A 20,558-nucleotide genomic window follows, 5' to 3' on the forward strand; every position below is an offset into this window, starting at 1 on the left:
AATCTTTAAAATTATGCTTCTATTTCTTTCATTAAATCGTTAAAAGAAAAAGTTTCTTTTTCATTAAAACACTCTTGGTAAATAACTTCTACTCTAAGTGCTTTTAGCCCAGAAACACCTTGTAAATCTTCTAACTCTAGGTATTCTAATTTACCTAATTGATTTTTTGATTGTAAGTATGCAATGTATTTAGAATACTCTACTGCGTCTTTATCTTGCGAATACACAATTGCTATTTTACCAGGTATAGTTAAACGATCTTGAGTGCCTTTAATATTTGCTTTGTCTATACGTTTTTTTATGATTTCGTATCTAATATTATATGCACCATCTACATCAAATTGCTTTTCATCCATTCTAAATTTTATAGCCATAGGATTACTGTGTACCAAAATTAAAGAAGCAACACGTAAATCATTTTTCATATTATTACGTTCGTAATAGGCTAAGTTTTCCATTTCATAAGTAACTTGCAATTGCCACAAACGTAAGTTATATAAATACAGATTGTCATAAGTTTTTGACTTTGTAATAGATTGCCCTATATACATATTGTACTCAACTCCATCTGTTTTATAGCGCTCAAAATAATGTGGAAACATTTCTTGAACATCTTTTTGCTTTGTGTCTATAAATCTTGCTAGTTTATCATTTAAATGAGTAACACTATCTTCGTATTCTTTTCTTTTCTCGTAGACTACATTCAGTTCTTTGTCTAAACGATTCATATAAATTTTTACTTTCAAAGAAAGCTCTTTACTAATATCTTTTATATGACTAAAAACAGGATAAATTTCTCTACTTAAAAAATCTAAAATACTAACTTCATCACCAGCATTTAAACCATCTTTAACATCTTCTAAATAAGAAGATACACGAAACATTAATTCGTTGTAAATTGGTAAATGTTCTGTTTTACAAGCATCTTCTAAAACCGAAATTGCTAATGTTAGTTGAGTTGTTAAATCTTCTTGAATAGCTACGTTTCTAGCATTTGAAGAGCCTTTAATATCACTTTGCCCAAATAAAGGGTAAACTTCATCAAAAACGATTTGATCTAACTTCGCATTTTCGCTTGTTAAAGATTCTTGATGATATTTTTCTGCAGCTTCGTAAAAACGCCATTTTACAGCTGGGTGAATAGAAGTATAATTCTCTTGTATAGTGGCTTCTAAAACATTTTGACGTTCTTCGGATGTTCTTTTAACAGCGGCTTCAAATACTGGAATTATATCTTTTAATTTATTTATTGTTACTGAGTTTAAATCATAAGCTCTTTGTGATGCAATTTCTAATAAGGCCAAATCTCCATTTCCTGTAGCAACAATTGGTATTAATATTATACTTTGTATACCAGAATCATGTAAGTTTTGATAAAAAGGATTTTTATGGGTATTTAAACCATATTGTTCTACATCAGAAATTATAAATGTTTCATGATCTACAAAAACTTTTTGCATAATACCTTCACAAAAGTAATTTTCATCACATTTTATTTCTGCGTTTTTATTTAGAATTATACTGTTCGATTTTTTTCCAACAGTTGCGCAAACTTTAGTATTGATATTATCGAAAATAGAAAAGCCTAATTTTAAGTCTTTAATACTATAAAAATCTCTTAGGTTGTTTTGTAATTTATAGATTAAATCATCTCCACCAGAAAGTAAATTGGCTTTTATTTGAGATAACATTTCTTCGGATGTTACATCAAACAAACTCACTAAACCAAAACCTTTAAAAATATAACTGTTTGGTGGAAATTTTTCTCTCCAAATGTCTATGTTTTCAAAGTTGTTTAATAATTCTTGAAAGTCTTCTTGAGTTAATTGAGGTGCCTTTTCTGTTGGTGTAACTTCAGAAAAATCAGCATTAAATGCGGCTCTATAATATTTCATTGTTCCTGTTGTTTTATCAGGAATATCAAAATAAAAAGGTCTTTTTACATCAACATTATAACCATATACAAAGCCTAAAATGAATGTACAGGCCATAATGTACATGCTATCGTCCTCAAAATTACGAACGTTAAATTCGTAATCATCACCAGCATTATCTATAATATTTTTAAAACGATCTGTAAATTTAAACGACGTAAAAGAAAAAGGTACACTTGCTGCTTTTATTTCGTTCATCAACAAAGGTTCAGGAAATAAAGGGTTTAATAATAACTCTATTTCTTCCTTGTTTTTTTCTAATAAAGAATAATCTGAAAATCCTTCAATTAATTGAGGATGCTTTTGGAACAATTCTACCATATTTATAGCAGCACTATAAAAAGGATGAGTTTTATACTCATCATGAGCATATTTTTCGAACATCACAAATACCTTTTTAAAGGACACGAAAAGCTGTAGAGGTAGCTCTACGTTGTCAAAGTTATTTGATTCAATTATTCTCATAGTGAAAAAGTTATTATTCTTGTGTCTATTTAGACGTTTAAAGAGGTAAGAAGTTACAAAAATACGAATATTTTTATTTTTGTATTATAATTAAGTCTTTTTTGTCTATGTTGTTGATTTTTAATAGATAAGTGTTGTTGAGTGATAAGCATAAAAAAAACAGACCTAGGTCTGTTTTCTAATTTTTATTTTAGTCGTTAATTATATTTTACTCCATACCTGGTTGTTTTATACTCGCAGGCCATTTTTTTAATTCATCTTTAATTGCTGTAGTAACCTCATTATCATCTTTAATATACCAACTTACATTTTTATAAGTTGTAGAACCATCACTTGAGTAGTGAAAAAAGACAATAGAAGTTACATATGGATATTTAGTGTAAAAGTCTCTAAAGGTATCTCCAAACCATTCAGCTCTATTACCACCTGGTTTTAAAGAACCAAATTCTGCAATCATAATTGGTTTGTAAAAAGATTCTAATTGTTTGTAATAATTACCAAAAATTTGTTCAAAAGACCACCAATCACTCCAACTTGTACTTGTACCATAGTTTAAAGCTCCAGTAGCAACTACATCTACATAATCTGTACCTGGATAATATTCTTGAAACTTACCATACGTTAAATGCGGACTCCAAATCCAAATAATATTTGTAGCGCCAACAGCATCAAAAACCTCTCTGATGTGTTGATATGCTGCTACATATTCTGATGGATCATTGTTTTGAGGTCCCCAAGGATAACGATAAGGATCGTTCATTTCATGACCAACTCTTAAATAAATTGGGTAACCTACTTTTTTAGCTTCTAAAGCCCATTCTTTTATAAAAGCATCATAATGACCTTTTGCAACTGAAGCCAAACCATGATTGTTTCTTACTTCAGGAGCAGCAATTTCAGGGAAATTTTCTTGTGTAAACTTACCTAACCAAGGCTCCCAAGTAACCATTGGTATAGAACCAACTCTAACAATGGCATCAATCTCATTTCTTGGAAATTCGTAATCTTGTCCTTCTCCCCAAGCTTTATAAATGTGAATTATAGGGAAAGTTATCGCTAAAGAATCTTCTAAATTAATAATGTTTTCATAAGATGCACCTTTGCTATCATCTGAAGCACCAAAAAGAATATGTTTTGTTTTTAATAAAGCAAACTTATTTTTTCTTTGATCTTTAAACCAAGCTAACTTCTTTTCTCTATTTTTTTCTCTTTTTTCTAGAATATTATCACGTTCAAAATCTTGAACCATATTACTCATGCTTTCTAGAAAACCTCCTAAGGGCCCTTTAGAACTTTTACTTACAGCTGCCAAACCATAAATTACAATATAACCTAATGCTAAAGCTATAAGAACGTTAAAAAGTCTTTTAAATGTTTTTTTGGATGATGCCATGCTTACGATTTATTTATAACGATTTTGATACCTTCATCTATAGATGTTTTTGGCTCGAAACCTGTAATTTTTTTAATTTTAGAATTGTCTCCTATCATTTCCCAAACTTCATTATTTCTATAGGGTATTGCACCTAAAATAATTTTAGATTTAGTATTAATAGTTTTATTTACTGCTTCTGCTAATTCGCTTAATTTTGTTCCTTTACCACTACAAATATTCATAGTTTGGTTGTAAGAATTGGTGCTTTTTGCTGTTAAAATTAAAGCTTCTACAACATCACCAACATATAAAAAATCTCTAACTTGTTCTCCTTTTGTCATCAAAAAATCTTCTCCTTTTTTTAATGTTAAAATCATTTGAGGAATAAAGAATTCTACTGGCATATTTTCGCCATAAAAATTGAAAACTCTTAAGTTAGTAAATTGTATTTTTTGATTTTTACAATAGGTCTCTATTAACATTTCTGCACTTATTTTACTTAAAGAATAAGGTGAAACAGGTTTAGGAACTTGATTTTCATGAAATGGAGATGTATTGTTTCCGTAAATTTCACTAGTAGAAGTAAATATAAAATGAGCGTTACTATTTTCTAAGGATTTTAGTACATTTAATGTTCCTTGAACATTAACTTCTGTCATATCTTTATATATCGAAAAATCTCTATTTCTGCTGATATTAGCAGCTAAATGATAAACGATATCTGGTTGTATTTTCTGAATTATTTTTTGGGTTTCATCAAAATTTGTAATATCAATTGTAAATTCAGTTTTCGAAGGTTTACAATCTCTAGAAATAACAAAAACATTAGCATTAATCTCTTTAAGTGCTTTTACAAGAAAAGTACCCAAATAGCCATTACCACCAATTACTAATATTTTTTTATTTTTTATTTCTATTGTGCCCATAAAATATTTGCAGTATTTGCATCACCTACATATTCAGTTAAATCTGAAAGTGATAAAACTTGATTGTTTTCATAATAAGCCTTATACCAACTAATTGTTTTGTCAATCGTTTTATCTATACCCCAAACAGCTTTCCATTTTAAGGTTTTGTTGGCTTTAGAACAGTCTAACATCAATAAATTTGCTTCATGATGTTCGTCTGTATTTTTACTGATTTCAATTTTGATATTATTCCAATATTCGTGTGATAATTTTACAATATCACCTACTTGTAAATTGCTGTTATTATCAGGTCCAAAATTCCAACCTTCTGCAGCAAAAGTTTCTTTATTTAATAATTTCCAACCTAAAGTTAAGTAACCACTTAATGGTTCTAAAACATGTTGCCAAGGTCTTGTTGCTAACGGGTTTCTAACTAAAACAGCTTTGTTAATTGCTGTTGCTTTAACAATATCAGGAATTAGTCTATCTACAGCCCAATCACCACCACCAATTACATTTCCTGCACGTCCACTAGCTAATAAAACTTGATGTTTTTTATCAAAATCTTTAGTATTGAAATAAGAATTTCTATAAGATGATGTTAATAATTCTGAACACCCTTTAGAAGCACTATAAGGATCGTAACCACCCATTGGTTCGTTTTCTCTATAACCCCATTCCCATTCTTTGTTTTCGTAACATTTATCAGTGGTAACATTAATAATTGCTTTTACAGATGGTGTTTTTCTACAAGCTTCAAAAATGTTTAATGTACCCATAACATTGGTAGAAAAAGTTTCTACAGGATCAACATAAGAAGCTCTTACTAAAGCCTGAGCAGCTAAATGAAAAACAATATCAGGCTGTACTTCTTCAAAATATTTTTGAAGAACATCTGTATTTCTAATGTCTTCTATTTTTTCTTCAATACCAAGTTTTAAAAGGCTAAGATGATTAATTTCATCTTCATTTATTAAAGAAAAACCATATACTTTAGCCCCCATTTGTTCTAGCCAAAGTGCTAACCAAGATCCTTTAAAACCTGTATGGCCTGTTAATAAAACCTTTTTATCCTTATAAATGCCTCCAAAAAGTGATTCGAAATTTACCATGTTTTCCAAGGTGCTTTGTTATCATTCCATTTAGACTCTAATTGATTTTTATCTCTTAAAGTATCCATTGGTTTCCAGAAACCTCTGTGTTTGTAGGCAGCTAGTAATTTATCGTTTGCAATATTTTCTAAAGGACTTCTTTCAAAAACAGTTGTATCATCATCTAAATAATTAAAAACGATTGGGTCACAAACAAAGAAACCACCATTAATCCAAGCTCCATCTCCTTTTGGTTTTTCCATAAAGCTATTAATTTCGTTGGTTTCTGTATTAATGTCTACAGCCCCAAATCTACCTTCGGGTTGTACACAAGTCATCGTAAACTTTTGGTCGTGATTGTTATGAAAATCTAAAAGTTCTTTAATATTTACATCACTAACTCCATCACCATAAGTTAAAAAGAAAGGCTCGTCTAAATATTTTGCAGCTCTTTTAATACGTCCACCAGTCATTGTATGTAAACCTGTATCTAGAATTGTAACTTTCCACTTTTCAGTTTTAGATTCTAAAGTAGTCATTGTGTTATTTTCCATGTCAAACTCTACATCAGATTGATGTAAATAATAATTTGCAAAATATTCTTTAATAACGTAAGATTTATATCCACCTAAAATAACAAAGTCGTTAAAACCATAACTAGAATAGTGTTTCATTATGTGCCAAATAATTGGTTTGTCACCAATTTTTACCATAGGTTTTGGTATTGTTGAGGTTTCCTCACTTAATCTAGTTCCAAACCCTCCTGCTAAAATTACTACTTTCATATTTTAGTTACTTTAAGTTATTGTTTTATTTCAATTTCTTTGTTTGATTTTACTTTAATTCTACTCCAAGCATTTTCTGCTTTAATAAATAGAGATTTGTATGCTGCACCAATACCACCAATAAATTGGATAAAAGCTATCATAGCAAAGCCTATCATAGCCCAAGTTTTTTTGGCAGTTAGTATTAATTCGCTTTCTGGTATAAAGTACCTTCTTTCTATATAAATACCAACTAACATCAACAAAAATAGTACACAATATATAATTAATGGTTTAACAAATGGATTCATAAAACCTTTTACGGCTATTTTTGCTGTTGGTAAATAGGGTATTTTTTTATTTATTAATGTTAAATAGAAAGCATAGGTAAATACTGGCCAACAAGAATATTTTAAAACCATTCCTCGCCAATGAATTCCTTTTTCTGTTTTTCTATCACATAAAAATCTTTGTGCATACCCGTAAATTAATAATGCTACAATTAATATTGGACTACCAAGTATTACAAATTCTGTAAAATCCATACTTGCAGGACTTATTTTTGTTGTAAAAAACAATAATGGAATAAATATAAAAAAGGCTGTTATTGGGCCAAATAAATAATAAGTTCCTATTGATAAATAGGATATTTTTTGCCAGAATTTTAGATGTTTTAAATGACCAGGCATTTCATCGAAAAGTAATTCAAAGACACCTCTTGCCCATTTTAATTGTTGTTTGCAAAATGATGTAAAATCTTCTGGAACCAAACCACGACTAACAATTACAGGATTGTAAATAGATTCCCATCCTTTTGCATGTATTCTTATGGATGTTTGCAAATCTTCTGCTAAACCTTGTGCATGGCCTCCAATACTTTCTAATGCCTTTCTTCTAAAAGTACAATTTGCACCAATAGCAACTGCACCTCCATAACCATGTAAACCCATTTGAGTTGGTCCATAAAAAGAATAGGTTTGTTCTGCAGCGCCTTTTGCTGTAAAAGAACGATACATATTGTAATAACCCTGACTAACCTGAACAAAACCAATTTTTTCATCTTTAAAAAAGCCCAAAGTTTGGTCTAAAAAGTTAGGAAACACAATATGGTCTGGGTCTAATATTAAAATATAATCTTCGTTTGTTCTTTTTAATGTTTCGTTAATTTTACCCGCTTTTGCTCCAGGAATGTTGGCAAGATTTAGCCAAACTACTCCATATTCTTCTGCTAATTCTTTAAAAGCAACATCTTCTGTGCTATCTAATAAATAAGTTGTGTGAGGATAATTTAAGTTTTTTAAAGCCTTAAATGTGTTTTCGAACATAGATAAAGGTTCACCAGGAGCAGAGGTTGTAAATACAGCAACACTTAAATTTTCTTCAGGTACAGGAACTTCTTTTGGTTTAGAAATGCGTAAATAATTTATCCAAACTAAAGCAATTCTTATAATTCCGTATATAAAAAGTAAACTTAAAATTACAAACAAGAAAAGATTTTCTATGTGTTCGCCACGAAACCACCATTCAATTAAATTGAACATACTTAACAAACCAGCAAATGTTAATCCTAAAAAGATAGCTCTGTCTAAGCTAGTAACTTTTTTAGCTTGTTTAAATTCCCATAAATCGTTACGTAATTTTGAATTCATTAAAATCTATAATTCAAACCTAAATTAATATTATCTCTTTTGTAAAAAAATGTTTCTTGATAGGTGTAAACTAAATTAACACCAAATTTATGAGAAAACATATAGTTTACAGCCCCTTCAATATCCAAGTAAGAAAATTCTTCATCATAAAAACCCCCTATTTCAAAATTGTTTGGTGTAACTTCTAAAGGATATGGATTTCTTACAGTAGCAGAAAAACCATAGTTTAACTTACCTTTTATTGTCAATTTTTCTGTTGGCTTATAGTTTGTTATAAATAAACCAGAATGAATTTTTTGTTCTTTTGGTGTAAAATACGGGTCGTAAACTCCCAAACCTTCACTGTCATAAACAAATAAAATATCATCTGCATCTGTGTAGTTAAAACCATAACCAGCCTGAAAGCCAAATTTGCTCACTTTTATAGGTTGAGAAACAATCCAAGCACCAAACACTTTTATTTTATTATCATCTTGATAAAATTGTTGATTGTAAGCACTGTGTAAAACTATCCATTTGTTATTATAATCTAACTCACCAAATATATCTTCTTTAGTTAAATTGATAGAAGTACTAGCAATTGTACCTAAAACACTATTTTTTGAGTAGCCAAACTTAATAGATGTGTTTTCTGCTAAAAACTGTTTAAATTCTATACCTCCAATCCAATCTGTATCTCCAGAGAAATTTTTGTATGCACCAGCACTTAAATTTACTTCTAAGCTGAGTTCATTAAAATGCATTTTGTTACCTAGCTTAGCAAATATAGCTTGTTCTGATTGTGGAGAAAAATTATAATTTGAAATTTCTAAACTAGGATTAAGAAGTTTAGAAACGTATTTTTGTAAAGTGATGTGTTGAGCAAAATAATCCATTGGTTGAGAATCTGTTTGATACTCAAAATTGGCCTTTAAATATAAGCCAGTTAATTCTTCTATTTGATTTGATAAATTATTAGTTAGGTCTGTATTTGGATAAATTTCTTGAATTCTATCAATTTTCTTTTTTGATGTTTTAAAATTACCATTCCAAAAACTGATATTTGCATGTATAAGCAAGAACTCTACATCTTTAGAATTTTTATCAATTGTAAAATTGGATAAAATGTTTTCTATTTCATTGATTTTACCCATTTGATAAAGAAACTTAACGTAATCCATTTTCAATTCTTTATTGTTAGGAGCAATAGCAATGGCTTTTTTAAATTTACTCTTAGCTTCTGTTTTGTTATTATTTAAATTTAAAACATAAGCATAAAGCCAATTTATTTCTAAATCTTCTGAAAAAAGGTTGTAATACTTTGATAAATAAATGTCTGCTTGCTTGTATTCTTTTTTTGATAGATAAGCTTTTGTAGTTGTAACTACGTCTTTTTTATCAATAGTATGAGAAGCAAGATTGTTTTTTGGAGTCGATTTAAAAGACTGATTTTGAGAAAAAACAGATATGTTTAAGAATATTAAAATGTATACGCTACAATTTTTTATTAATTTAAAAATTGTATTTACCTTTAATAGGTTTATCATTTTTTTTAAAGTTTTTTATTTCATTTAGAAAAAACTATAAATATGTTGGGGTTTTAGAAACTAAAATCCAAATATATTAATTTTTTAATGATAACTCTTTAATTTCTTTAGAGTTTTATCTAATTAAAATTAAGAAAATTCTTAAGGATTTTAGATGTAAAATTTAGTAAATATAGTTTTTAAATAAAATAGAGATGAATAAAAAAAGATTAAACCAGCTTAACTTTTAAGTGATAAGCTGGTTTACTAATTTATCTAATTTTATAGAGAACTTATTGTTCCAAATTCTTGCCAAACTGCAGTAGACTCATATGTTGAAACTGAACTTGCTGGTACTTTTAAAGTTAAATTGATTAAAGAAACATATTCAAAAACATTTGCTTCTATAGTAAGAGGTGTTTCTATATCTACATTTACATTGGTTAAAAGAGAGCAATTATAAAAAGCGCCATCACCAATACTTGTTACACTACTTGGTATACTTACATCTTTTAAACTAGTACATTGAAAAAACGCTTGAGTAGATATGCTTGTAACAGTATTAGGAACATCGAAGCTTGTTAAGCTTACACAGTTTCCAAAAACGGTTGCACCAAATGAAGTTACACTAGTAGGTATGTTCACTTTAGTTAAGCTGCTACAGTTATAAAAACCAATTTCTGGTAAAGAAGTAATACCATCTGGTATTGTAATTTCGCTTATTGCATTACAACCAGCAAAAGCTCCTTTACCAATACTTGTTACGCTACTAGGTATGTTTATTTCTGTTAAACTACTACAGTTAAAGAAAGTTGTTTCTTCGATAGTTGTAATTCCATCAGGAATTGCGATGCTTTTTAAATTAGGGCAGTTACCAAATGCACTACCACCAATGCTTGTTACACTATTTGGTATGTTAATTTGTTCTAAACTAGTACAATCGTAAAATACACTACTACCAATTGTTGTTGCGTTGCTTGGTATGTTTACATCAACCAAATCAAAACATTGATAAAATAAGTTGTCTGGTATAGTTGTAATATTCTCTGGTAAAACTGCTTTTGTTAAGTTAATACAAGCACCAAATGCACTGTTACCAATACTTGTTACAGTAGCAGGTATTGTTATTTCTTTTAAGACACTACACTCATAAAACGCAGAAGAACCAATTGTAGTAATATTACTTGGTATTGTAAAACTCTCTAAACTGTTACAAGCATAAAAAGTTTCATTAGGTATTGTTGTAAAAGTATCTGGAAAAGTTACGTTTGTTAAACTGTTACATAAACCAAAGACAGCTGCACCCATATTGTCATTCTCTACACTGCTAGGTATTGATATATTGTTTAAACTGCTACAATCATAAAAAGCTCCAGTACCAATACTTGTGATTGTGTTTGGTATATCAATAGAAGTTAAACTTCTACAACTTGCAAAAACACCATCAGCTAAATGAGATGTGCCTGCAGGAATATTAATGTCTGATAAACTTACACAAATACCAAAAGCATCGTTACCAATTTCTGTAACTTCATCAGGTATATTAATGCTAGTAATGCTGTATGAGTTGTAAAAAGCGAGGCTACCTATGTTTGTGTAACTACTTGGAATATTTATACTTGTTATGTCGTAAGCATAAGCAAAACCTTCGTCTGCAATACTAGTAACGCTATACGTTAAATCGAATTGATCTATGGTTGCAGGTAACTCTAATGCACCAGAAGGACCATCTTCGGTGGTTTTTTCTATAGATACCTCTTTGTTGTCTACATTTGTAATGGTGTACTTATAATCATCAACCGTAAAAGTTGTTCCTGCTTCTGGCCCTGTAGGAGGTATAACTACCACAGTAACTGATGCAGTATCACTATCTCCATCATTGTCAGTAATTGTATAATCAAAAGTATCAGTACCATCAAAGTTTGTTTCTGGAGTATAATCGATAGTATCGTCTGTTGGGTCATTTGGTGTACCTTCTGTGTTTACAGAAACTGTTCCTCCATTTTCTGTTGTATTAGAAATTACAGAAATTGCTCCTGTGCTTGGACCATCATCACCAAAATTATCATTATTTAAAACATCAATATTAATTGATATTCCTACATCTGTAGAGGTAGAATCGTTTAAAGCATTTGGTGTATCATTTAATTCTTCTTCTTCAGAAGTTGGGCTTGTACATGATGTAAAAGCAATGGAAATAATTGCGAGAGCGTAAAAATATTTTCTCATTTTTTTTGTTTAAGGGGTTGATAACAAAGGTATTTAAATATTCGTTATCTCAAAGTGTTTTTTATTTTATTTAAATTTATGTTGATATAACTATTTCTGTCTAAAGTAAATAGTTATTGGTACACCAGAAAAATTATAAATTTCTCTAAGTTTATTTTCTAAAAATCGTTTATAAGGATCTCTAACATATTGTGGTAAATTACAAAAAAAAGCAAACTGAGGTGTTTGTGTTGGCAACTGCATGCAATATTTAATCTTCACAAATTTTCCTTTAATTGCAGGTGGTGGATTGTTTTTAACAATTTCTAACATTGTTTCATTAAATTTACTTGTAGAAATTCTGTTTTTTCTATTTTCAAAAACTTCTACAGCAGTTTCAATGGCTTTAAATAAACGTTGTTTTGTTAATGCTGATGTAAAAATTATTGGTACATCTGTAAAAGGTGCAATTTGTTCTTTTACTTTTGCTTCATAATCTCGCATTGTATTGGTTTCTTTTTCAACCAAATCCCATTTATTAATTAAGATGATAACACCTTTTCTGTTTTTTTCTGCTAACCAAAATATATTTTGATCTTGACCTTCAAATCCACGAGTGGCATCAATAACTAATATAATAACGTCAGAATATTCTATAGAACGCACAGCACGCATAACTGAGTAAAACTCTAAGTCTTCTTTTACTCTCGATTTTTTTCGGATACCTGCAGTATCAACTAAATTAAAATCGAAACCAAATCTGTTGTATTTTGTATCAATAGAATCTCTTGTGGTACCTGCAATATTGGTTACAATATTTCTGTCTTCACCAATTAAAGAATTTATAAATGATGATTTTCCTGCATTTGGACGCCCAACAACAGCAAATCTTGGCAATTCTTCTTTTTCTAAATCTACAGCTTCTGGTTCTGGCATTTTTTCTGCAAGCGCATCTAATAAGTCTCCAGTACCTGAACCGTTAATAGAGGCAATTGTGTAATACTCTCCTAAACCTAGATTGTAAAATTCTACTGCATCAGGTTCTCTCATTGCGTTATCTACCTTGTTTACAACTGTAAAAATTGGCTTTTTAACTTTACGTAAAAGTTTAGCAACTTCAGCATCCATAGGTGTAATACCATCTTCAACGTTAACTACAAAAACAATTAAATCTGCTTCATCAATAGCTAGATTTACTTGCTTTCTAATTTCTCCTTCAAAAATATCATCAGAACCTTTAATATACCCACCAGTATCTATCACAGAAAATTCTTTTCCATTCCAGTCAGATTTTCCATAATGTCTGTCTCTTGTAACTCCGCTAACAGAATCTACAATTGCTTCTCTTTTTTGCACCAATCTGTTAAAAAGTGTTGACTTCCCTACATTTGGTCTTCCTACAATGGCAACAATGCTATTCATTTGATTTGTAATTTTTTGCAAAGATACGATTTACTAAAGGATTTTAATTGTAATTTTAAAGGGTTGTAAAATAGATTTCTATGGATAGAAAATTAAATGTATTAATAGAAAAAAGAAATAGCGAAGTTTTTCTTAGGCCAAGATTTACGATTGATTTAGATAAAAATTATAAAGATATACTTGAGCGTTTTTCTGATGAGTTTAAAAAAGGGAATTCAAAAATTACTGGAAATATTGTTGATGGGCATGTTTTTATAAAAGTTTGTGAAAAAGACGAACATTTTTGGTCGCCACAACTACATTTAGAGATTATTGAAAAAACAGTAGACACATCATTATTAAAAGGTTTGTTTGGTCCAAAGCCAGCAGTTTGGACACTTTTTATGTTTATACACTTTATAATTGGGCTTTCTTTTCTAGCTTTTTGTATGATGCTATATACTCGATTCTCTTTAAGTGAATCACTTTTTTTTCCTTTATTAATGATGATTGTTTTACCATTAATTTGGGCGCTTTTATATTTTTTAGGTAAAATTGGGAAAAATACAGGTAAATACCAAATGAGAAATTTACACGACTTTATGTTACAAGTTTTAGATGATTAATTCTGATTATAACCAAAACGTTTTAATTGGTTCTTATCACTTCTCCAGTTTTTGTTCACTTTTACATAAAGTTCAATAAAAACTTTTTTCTGAAAAAAGCGTTCTAGATCTTTTCTGGCTTCAGCACCAATTCTTTTTATTGCACTTCCTTTATGACCTATAATAATTCCTTTTTGAGTATCGCGTTCTACCATAATTATAGAGCGAATTCTAACAATGTTTTCTTGTTCAATAAATTCCTCAGTTTCTACTTCTACAGAATAAGGAATTTCTTTTTTGTAATGCATTAGAATCTTTTCTCTAATTTTTTCGTTTACAAAAAAGCGTTCGGGTTTGTCTGTTAATTGGTCTTTTGGGTAAAAAGGAGGTCCTTCTGGTAATAATTCAATTATTTTGTAGAAAACAGCCTCAACATTAAATTTTTCTAAAGCAGAAATTACATAAACAAAAGAATTAGGAACTTTTTCTCTCCAATATTTAATTTTCTCGTCAACTTCTTCTTTATTAGATTTATCAATTTTATTCAATAAAAGTATAACAGGAATCTTGCTGTTGATGATTTTATTAAAAAAAGCTTCATTTTTTAATGCAGTTTCTCCAACTTCAACCATATAAATTAAAACATCGGCATCATCTAAAGCAGATTTCACAAAATCCATCATAGAAGCTTGCAGTTCGTATGCAGGTTTTATGATTCCAGGAGTATCTGAAAACACAATTTGATATTCTTCGTGATTTACAATACCTAATATTCGATGTCTAGTTGTTTGGGCTTTAGGTGTTATAATTGAGAGCTTTTCTCCAACCAATGCATTCATTAATGTGGATTTACCCACATTAGGATTTCCAATAATATTTACAAAACCAGCTTTATGTATCATAAAACAAAGATAACTTGTTTTATGTTTTGTCTATAAATTTTGTCTTAAAAAAAAATAAATGAAATAAAGTTTGGAAAATAGTTTCTTTGTGTTGTATATTTGCAGTCCAAATCGCGGGATAGAGCAGTAGGTAGCTCGTCGGGCTCATAACCCGAAGGTCACTGGTTCGAGTCCAGTTCCCGCTACAAGCTTAACGTTAATTAAATCAACGAATTGTGTCTAACAATTCGTTTTTTTATGTCTTCAATTTCCTTACTTTTACAAAGAGTACACAAAAACGTACACGTTTTACCTATGAAATTGAATTATTCAGAGCCAAAAATTTACACAGGAGGTGTGGATATTTCCTTGTGGTCAAAATTAAGTATCAAAGAGAAAAAAGCATCATTAGAAAAGCCTTGGTATGTTTATTTTTCGTTTAGAAACTCTAAAACGAACAAACTAGAGCGTCAGCCCAATATTAAAGCAGGCGCCAATAAATTAAAAACTAAGGGCGAACGTTATGCGTTTTTAAGAACAATGCAACAGGCGCTTTTAGAGTTGTTAGAGTATGGATTTAATCCTTATCAGGACAATAGTTCATTAGAGGAAGCCATGTTTTCTAGTGATAATTTAACGAACTCAAACAAAAAGTCAACAAAAAATCAACATCTAGCAATAGAAAAACCTACAGTTGAAATAATAAAAAAAGAACCTATTGTTATAGAGGTTGAACAAATTAACACAACTATTTCAGAAGCCTTTGAATTTACTTTAGATTTAAAAGTGAATATGATGAACAAAAACTCATTTGTTCAATATAAGAGTAGAATAGGTCTATTTGAAAAGTGGTTAAAAGAAAAAGAGTATTATAAGAATACAATTAATTTTATTACCAAGAAAATAGTTATCGAATATTTGAATGAAGTTTTAAAACGGACAAGCGCAAGAAATAGAAACAATTCTAGAACAGATATTGCCTCAATGTTTCAGCTTTTAGAAGATAACGAAATTATTAAAGATAATTTTGTTAAAAAAATCGCTGTTTTAAAATCGGTGCCGAAGAGAAATAAGACTTACACATCCAAACAAGAAAAAGAGATTTACAAGTATTTAGAAGAAGTAGATCCTCATTAACTGCTTTTTGTAAAATTCATCTCTTACAGTATTTTAAGACCCATTGAGATTGGCAGATGTTGATGTTAAGGATAAAAAGTTATACCTAAAAGAAAAAAATAAGCCTGTAAAAATTAAGATTATTCCTGAGATTTTATTGGAAAGCTTACCAGACTTATCAAAAGGAGATTCCAAGGCTCTTTTATTTGGTAGATATGAAATAGGTGAGCCTTGGGATGCAGATGAGGTGAATAGACGAAATGATTTCTCAATGCGCTTTAAAAAGATTAAAGACCATTTTAAATTAGGTGTTGAATATGGTATGTATAGTTTTAAGCACACCTTTATTACAAAGCTTTACAAATCATTTAGAGAAACAATGTCTCAGCATGAAGCAAAAAGCAAGATTATGCCCATAAGTGGACATTCCACAATGAAAGGTTTAGAGAAATACTTAAGAGATATCGATGCAGAACTTCCAGAGGATTACTCCAATCATTTAGTCTAATTTTGATATTCTATCTTTAATTTTAAGCTAAACGATCCAATTTTTACGTTTTTATTTGATGTTGAACAATGCCAATCTAAAATGTTTTTTATAGATCATCTAAATATAAATTCAAAACCAGTTTATCAATTCTTAGATTAGAATAAGTTTTGTGTTTGAAATTGAAATAAATTTTATTACAGTTTATAATGAAAATTATATTAAAAAAATGCTATCGATAAAAAGTAAATCAATCGATTATGTAATTCAGAGCATATAAGTATAAGAAAGTTAGAATTTGTAATTCACAAAACCTGCCAAAACCTCTCATAACCTCCTAAATCCTAAAAAGAGTATTTTAACTTATTTAAATTTGGATTCATAAATGAATTCAAAAACGGTTTATCAAGTAGCAAAAGCACTTTCAAAAGAAGAGCAACTGTTGTTGTTTGAGAAATTAAAAAAAGATTTCATACCAACGAAAACGAGTTATAAAACAATGGGTAAGCAATTCAAAAAAGAAGATGCTATTGATTATTTATTTACACGTATTTTTAACAAAAAGGGATTAAAATAGAAAATAAACTACGATTAAACGTTAATCGTACGTAAAATTAACTAATAATGGAATCAAGAATGTATGTATGTCAACACTGTAAAAAGGAATATCTTCCAAAAAGAAGAAAGGTTCAAAAATTTTGCAATGCTAGTTGTAGAGTTAGTTCTCATCAATTAAAAAAGAAATCTAATGACGAATTAACCACAAACAGAACAAATTATAAATCAAATTTAGAGAAACTAAAAGTAGAAAAAATGAGTTTGGCTGGAGTAGGTAATTCTGTGGCAGGTACCATAGCTGTTGAAGGATTAAAAGCACTATTTATAAAAGAAGAAAATAAACCAGCCACAAAATTGGATATTCAGAAGTTAGAAGAGAGATTTAAAAGATATCTAGAAATAAATAATTTGCCAAGAAATATAAACAATCAAAAACCTTTTTATGATAGTCTTTTAAAAAGTGTAGTTTATTTATAGATTAATTTAAAGAATATACTTCTTAAGTTAAAAAAGTTTGTTTTTTAACTCAGTTCTTTGTTGTATTTAGTGCTTTTTTAATATTTCTATTAATTTTGTATTTACGTAAACGCTTTCTCTTCCAATTTTTTGAGAAGTTAATATCCCAATATCTTCCAATTTTTTTAAATATCGTGAAGCCGCTTTTCTTTCTACGTTTAATTTTTCTACAACAAATTCTATTTTAGAATAAGGTTGTTCAAAGAGTAATTCAATTAATTCTTTTCTATAAATTTTAGGTTCTTTTTCTTGAGCAAATATTATAGTTTTATCCAATAATACTTTAATTGAATTTATTTTTTCAATAGTTCTATTTGATGTTACTTCAACAGCTTTTAACATATAAATTATATATTCAGACCATTCGTCTTTATTGTTAACTGTATTTAGTAAACGATAATAATCTGCTTTATTTTCGTTGATATATGAGCTTAAATATAAAATAGGAATATCTAAAAGGTCGTTTATGATTAGGTATAAAATATTTAGTATTCTTCCTGCTCTTCCATTTCCGTCATAAAAAGGATGAATACTTTCAAATTGATAGTGTAAAATAGCTAAATTAATTAACGGATTTAAATCGTTTTGTTTAACATTAAAATGTTCTAAGAAGTTTCCTAATAAATCTAAAATTTCATCTTTTTCTTGTGGCGGTGTATAGACAATTTCTCCAGTTTTATCGTTTTTTAGCACAGTTCCTGCCATTGAGCGAATTCCTGCATTATTTTCGATAATGGTTTTTTGAATAGTTTCAATATCTTTTAACTTTAAAAATCCTTGTTTCTGAATTAATTCAAAACCAGAAAAAATAGCACTTCTATAGTTTATAACTTCTTTAACTTGAGTTGGTTGCTTTGTGTTTGTTGCTAAAGCTTTATATAATTCATCTTGTGTTGTAATAATATTTTCTATTTCCGAACTATCTTTAGCTTCTTGTAAGACAACAGCATTTATCAACATTTCTTGATTAGGAATAGTTTTGGCAATTCCTTTTAATTCTCCTAATGAATTTGAGGATTTACTCAATTGACGAAGAATTTCAATAGTTTCTACTTTTTCTCTTTTTGGTGGAAGTTTTGCAAGTTTATTGATTTGGGACATTTTATCTTTTGTGAATTATATATGTACCAAAAATACGAAAAATAGTTCAATTAAATTCAATATGTGACTTTTTGTCCCGCATTAAGTACAACGTTTTTGTGTATGATTTCGTTGCGTGTTCCAGCAACTAATTTAGTAAATACAAACCGAATAGAAAATCCGCGAGGATTTTCGTAAGTAGGCGAGTACTAGCAATTAATTATACACGGTGTTGGCAGTAGTATTTTTATATTTAAAAGTTGAAAATTCTCCTTTATAGACAAAATCTTTGTATTCAATCGATGATTTCAAATTCAGTTCTTTTCCTATTTGCGTGTCTTTATAATTGTAATGACGTTTATTCATAAATCCAACTGAACGTATTGAAGGATGTTCCAAAATTGGTGTCAAATCTCCATTTAGTATTGTTGTATTTGTAAATCTAAAGTCAATTAAATCAGGGAAATTTTTCAGAAAATTCAAGTTTTCCAATTCTCCACAAGAGTTTAGTCGCAATACTTTTAACTTTTTTAATTCATTCAGTTCAGACGTAGGTTTAAACTTTTTTGACTGATTTATATGTAAAATCTCAAGAGAATTTTTTAAAGAGGAAATTCCGCTGACATTTTCTAATTTTGTGCAATAATGCAATTCCAACCTTTTTAAGTTTCTGTATTTTTCAATTCCATTTAGGTCTTTAAAATTCGCCCAATTCATTTCTAAATACAACAACTTATCAGATTCTGGAAGTAAGTCAAATGAGATTCCTTTATACTTAAAATACCAAAGAATTGCATATTCAATACTTTCAAGATTTAGATTGTCTGTAGTTTTTTCTTTAAAATCCCATTTCGTAAATAATTCGGAATTTATTTGTTCAAACCATATTGTGTTAAATCTCCAATCCATTTTCGTGTTTCGTTATATTACTGCCAACGTTGTTGTATATGGTTTGTTGCGTGTTTTAAGCACCTAATTTAGTAAATAATTACGGACAAAGAAAGTCCACGAGGACTTTCGCAAGTAGGCAAGAAGCCAGCAATAAATTATATACGGCTTAAGTTAGCATTTTAATAAAAAGGTTAAATTAAGGCCTTATAAATCAGAAAGAATAAAAGAGAGAATTAAGGTTAGTATATACGGTGAAGCTTTGACTTCGACAACACTGATAATCCTCTCTCTTTTCTACTAAAAAACACGTTCAGTTCTGTGAGACCTAGATCTCGAGTATTTCATTTCAACAGCTGGATAAGGAACGACAAGTTTATTGTCTTGTCCATAACCTTGTTTGGCTGTTCCTATATTTCTATTTCTTCGTGTTGGATTGAGCATTTTGGTCTAATTGGGCATAACTTGTATATACACTCAACTTTTATAAGCCTTTAAAACCAAATTGGTGGGCTATGCTGAGTTTTTGTTATTTTTATTTTTATTTCAATTTTCTAATTAAAGATAGTGTTTTATTAGAAATCATCAAACGGATTTTTAATGTTTTAAAACATGAAGTGTTACATTTTTTTTATTCCTGCTTTGGATACTTCAATTTCCAATACTTTTTGAGCGCTTGCGTTACTGTATATTTCACTATTTTGACCTTCAAATAAATACTTTTTTACTAATTAAAGGTTATTCTGAGAAGTTTACTTTTTATATAATTAAGAGACGGCTATTTTCTATAATTTTATTTTTTTAAATGTAATAGTAATTTGTGAAAAATCTTTATTAGATTTACTTTTAAATAATATAAATCAGAGTACACGCTTTCGTAAACGATTTAATTAAAAATAGAGCAAAAAAGGGTCAAATTCTGCTATTTCGTCGAACTCATAACCCGAAGGTCACTGGTTCGAGTCCAGTTCCCGCTACAAAATATAAAGCTTTAAAAAAAAACGGTTTAGTTTTTCTAAACCGTTTTTTTTACGCCTACTTTAAACGGATCAATTATCTTGAATTCACAATAAATTAGCTTAAATTATAGGTTAATGAATTAAGTGCCTCAATTATTTATAGGGGTA

18 protein-coding genes and 1 tRNA gene are annotated in these 20,558 nt (G+C 29.2%); 6 read left to right on the top strand and 13 right to left on the bottom strand.

Annotated features, from left to right (window positions below):
* Positions 1-11: 11 nt before the first annotated feature.
* From ACJJVK_RS07430 to der, 9 genes are all read right to left on the bottom strand, one after another.
* Positions 12-2,318, bottom strand: a complete 2,307-nt coding sequence (locus ACJJVK_RS07430; protein ID WP_405564720.1) for a GAF domain-containing protein — start codon at positions 2,316-2,318, stop codon at positions 12-14.
* A gap of 289 nt (positions 2,319-2,607) precedes the next feature.
* Complete coding sequence (locus ACJJVK_RS07435) at positions 2,608-3,792, bottom strand: glycoside hydrolase family 26 protein (RefSeq protein ID WP_405564722.1); 1,185 nt, start codon at positions 3,790-3,792, stop codon at positions 2,608-2,610.
* 2 nt (positions 3,793-3,794) lie between these two features.
* Complete coding sequence (locus tag ACJJVK_RS07440; protein ID WP_405564725.1) at positions 3,795-4,700, bottom strand: NAD-dependent epimerase/dehydratase family protein; 906 nt, start codon at positions 4,698-4,700, stop codon at positions 3,795-3,797.
* Positions 4,688-5,794, bottom strand: a complete 1,107-nt coding sequence (gene rfbG / locus ACJJVK_RS07445) for a CDP-glucose 4,6-dehydratase (RefSeq protein ID WP_405564727.1) — start codon at positions 5,792-5,794, stop codon at positions 4,688-4,690. Before rfbG ends, ACJJVK_RS07440 begins: the two co-directional genes overlap by 13 nt.
* Complete coding sequence (gene rfbF / locus ACJJVK_RS07450) at positions 5,788-6,558, bottom strand: glucose-1-phosphate cytidylyltransferase (RefSeq protein WP_405564729.1); 771 nt, start codon at positions 6,556-6,558, stop codon at positions 5,788-5,790. Before rfbF ends, rfbG begins: the two co-directional genes overlap by 7 nt.
* 17 nt (positions 6,559-6,575) lie before the next feature.
* Positions 6,576-8,186, bottom strand: a complete 1,611-nt coding sequence (locus ACJJVK_RS07455; protein WP_405564731.1) for a glycosyltransferase family 2 protein — start codon at positions 8,184-8,186, stop codon at positions 6,576-6,578.
* Positions 8,186-9,712 carry a hypothetical protein gene (locus ACJJVK_RS07460; RefSeq protein ID WP_405564733.1) on the bottom strand — a complete coding sequence of 509 codons (1,527 nt, stop codon included), beginning with the start codon at positions 9,710-9,712 and terminating at the stop codon, positions 8,186-8,188. Before ACJJVK_RS07460 ends, ACJJVK_RS07455 begins: the two co-directional genes overlap by 1 nt.
* 261 nt (positions 9,713-9,973) lie before the next feature.
* Positions 9,974-11,920 carry a leucine-rich repeat protein gene (locus ACJJVK_RS07465; RefSeq protein WP_405564735.1) on the bottom strand — a complete coding sequence of 649 codons (1,947 nt, stop codon included), beginning with the start codon at positions 11,918-11,920 and terminating at the stop codon, positions 9,974-9,976.
* A gap of 90 nt (positions 11,921-12,010) precedes the next feature.
* Complete coding sequence (gene der / locus ACJJVK_RS07470) at positions 12,011-13,321, bottom strand: ribosome biogenesis GTPase Der (protein ID WP_405564737.1); 1,311 nt, start codon at positions 13,319-13,321, stop codon at positions 12,011-12,013.
* Between the two features lie 80 nt (positions 13,322-13,401).
* On the opposite strand from der, the gene ACJJVK_RS07475 reads away from it, so the two are divergent.
* Positions 13,402-13,926 carry a GTP-binding protein gene (locus ACJJVK_RS07475; RefSeq protein WP_405564738.1) on the top strand — a complete coding sequence of 175 codons (525 nt, stop codon included), beginning with the start codon at positions 13,402-13,404 and terminating at the stop codon, positions 13,924-13,926.
* Here the strand turns inward: ACJJVK_RS07475 and era are convergent.
* Positions 13,923-14,807 (bottom strand): GTPase Era, encoded by an 885-nt coding sequence (era, locus tag ACJJVK_RS07480; protein ID WP_405564741.1) that lies wholly within the window; start codon positions 14,805-14,807, stop codon positions 13,923-13,925. The two genes, ACJJVK_RS07475 and era, sit on opposite strands and share 4 nt — an antisense overlap.
* 112 nt (positions 14,808-14,919) lie before the next feature.
* Here era and ACJJVK_RS07485 point away from each other — a divergent pair.
* From ACJJVK_RS07485 to ACJJVK_RS07505, 5 genes are all read left to right on the top strand, one after another.
* Positions 14,920-14,992: transfer RNA gene (locus ACJJVK_RS07485), tRNA-Met, on the top strand.
* Positions 14,993-15,101: 109 nt separating this feature from the next.
* The gene (locus ACJJVK_RS07490; RefSeq protein ID WP_405564743.1) at positions 15,102-15,923 is read left to right on the top strand and encodes a hypothetical protein; all 822 of its coding nucleotides are present in this window, start codon (positions 15,102-15,104) and stop codon (positions 15,921-15,923) included.
* 49 nt (positions 15,924-15,972) lie between these two features.
* Positions 15,973-16,410 carry a hypothetical protein gene (locus tag ACJJVK_RS07495; RefSeq protein WP_405564745.1) on the top strand — a complete coding sequence of 146 codons (438 nt, stop codon included), beginning with the start codon at positions 15,973-15,975 and terminating at the stop codon, positions 16,408-16,410.
* Positions 16,411-16,774: 364 nt separating this feature from the next.
* Positions 16,775-16,966 (top strand): hypothetical protein, encoded by a 192-nt coding sequence (locus ACJJVK_RS07500; protein WP_405564746.1) that lies wholly within the window; start codon positions 16,775-16,777, stop codon positions 16,964-16,966.
* Positions 16,967-17,013: 47 nt separating this feature from the next.
* Complete coding sequence (locus ACJJVK_RS07505) at positions 17,014-17,424, top strand: hypothetical protein (protein WP_405564749.1); 411 nt, start codon at positions 17,014-17,016, stop codon at positions 17,422-17,424.
* A 66-nt stretch (positions 17,425-17,490) separates the two neighbouring features.
* Here ACJJVK_RS07505 and ACJJVK_RS07510 read toward each other — a convergent pair whose 3' ends face one another.
* The 3 genes from ACJJVK_RS07510 to ACJJVK_RS07520 form a co-directional block, all read right to left on the bottom strand.
* Positions 17,491-18,564: a Fic family protein gene (locus ACJJVK_RS07510; RefSeq protein WP_405564752.1), complete on the bottom strand. Its 1,074-nt coding sequence runs from the start codon at positions 18,562-18,564 to the stop codon at positions 17,491-17,493.
* A 195-nt stretch (positions 18,565-18,759) separates the two neighbouring features.
* Complete coding sequence (locus ACJJVK_RS07515; RefSeq protein ID WP_405564754.1) at positions 18,760-19,452, bottom strand: hypothetical protein; 693 nt, start codon at positions 19,450-19,452, stop codon at positions 18,760-18,762.
* 279 nt (positions 19,453-19,731) lie between these two features.
* A complete protein-coding gene (locus ACJJVK_RS07520) occupies positions 19,732-19,875 on the bottom strand; it encodes a hypothetical protein (protein WP_405564755.1) in 144 nt (47 codons plus the stop codon).
* Positions 19,876-20,558 lie beyond the last annotated feature (683 nt).

The sequence above is a fragment of the Polaribacter sp. Asnod6-C07 genome (assembly GCF_045063625.1).
Taxonomy (GTDB): Bacteria; Bacteroidota; Bacteroidia; order Flavobacteriales; family Flavobacteriaceae; genus Polaribacter; species Polaribacter vadi_A.

Coding starts and splice junctions, on each gene's coding strand:
- ACJJVK_RS07430 (WP_405564720.1), bottom strand. CDS start 2,318: ATGTTCGAAAAATATGCTCATGATGAGTATAAAACTCATCCTTTTTAT.
- ACJJVK_RS07435 (WP_405564722.1), bottom strand. CDS start 3,792: ATGGCATCATCCAAAAAAACATTTAAAAGACTTTTTAACGTTCTTATA.
- ACJJVK_RS07440 (WP_405564725.1), bottom strand. CDS start 4,700: ATGGGCACAATAGAAATAAAAAATAAAAAAATATTAGTAATTGGTGGT.
- rfbG (WP_405564727.1), bottom strand. CDS start 5,794: ATGGTAAATTTCGAATCACTTTTTGGAGGCATTTATAAGGATAAAAAG.
- rfbF (WP_405564729.1), bottom strand. CDS start 6,558: ATGAAAGTAGTAATTTTAGCAGGAGGGTTTGGAACTAGATTAAGTGAG.
- ACJJVK_RS07455 (WP_405564731.1), bottom strand. CDS start 8,186: ATGAATTCAAAATTACGTAACGATTTATGGGAATTTAAACAAGCTAAA.
- ACJJVK_RS07460 (WP_405564733.1), bottom strand. CDS start 9,712: ATGATAAACCTATTAAAGGTAAATACAATTTTTAAATTAATAAAAAAT.
- ACJJVK_RS07465 (WP_405564735.1), bottom strand. CDS start 11,920: ATGAGAAAATATTTTTACGCTCTCGCAATTATTTCCATTGCTTTTACA.
- der (WP_405564737.1), bottom strand. CDS start 13,321: ATGAATAGCATTGTTGCCATTGTAGGAAGACCAAATGTAGGGAAGTCA.
- ACJJVK_RS07475 (WP_405564738.1), top strand. CDS start 13,402: ATGGATAGAAAATTAAATGTATTAATAGAAAAAAGAAATAGCGAAGTT.
- era (WP_405564741.1), bottom strand. CDS start 14,807: ATGATACATAAAGCTGGTTTTGTAAATATTATTGGAAATCCTAATGTG.
- ACJJVK_RS07490 (WP_405564743.1), top strand. CDS start 15,102: ATGAAATTGAATTATTCAGAGCCAAAAATTTACACAGGAGGTGTGGAT.
- ACJJVK_RS07500 (WP_405564746.1), top strand. CDS start 16,775: ATGAATTCAAAAACGGTTTATCAAGTAGCAAAAGCACTTTCAAAAGAA.
- ACJJVK_RS07505 (WP_405564749.1), top strand. CDS start 17,014: ATGGAATCAAGAATGTATGTATGTCAACACTGTAAAAAGGAATATCTT.
- ACJJVK_RS07510 (WP_405564752.1), bottom strand. CDS start 18,564: ATGTCCCAAATCAATAAACTTGCAAAACTTCCACCAAAAAGAGAAAAA.
- ACJJVK_RS07515 (WP_405564754.1), bottom strand. CDS start 19,452: ATGGATTGGAGATTTAACACAATATGGTTTGAACAAATAAATTCCGAA.
- ACJJVK_RS07520 (WP_405564755.1), bottom strand. CDS start 19,875: ATGCTCAATCCAACACGAAGAAATAGAAATATAGGAACAGCCAAACAA.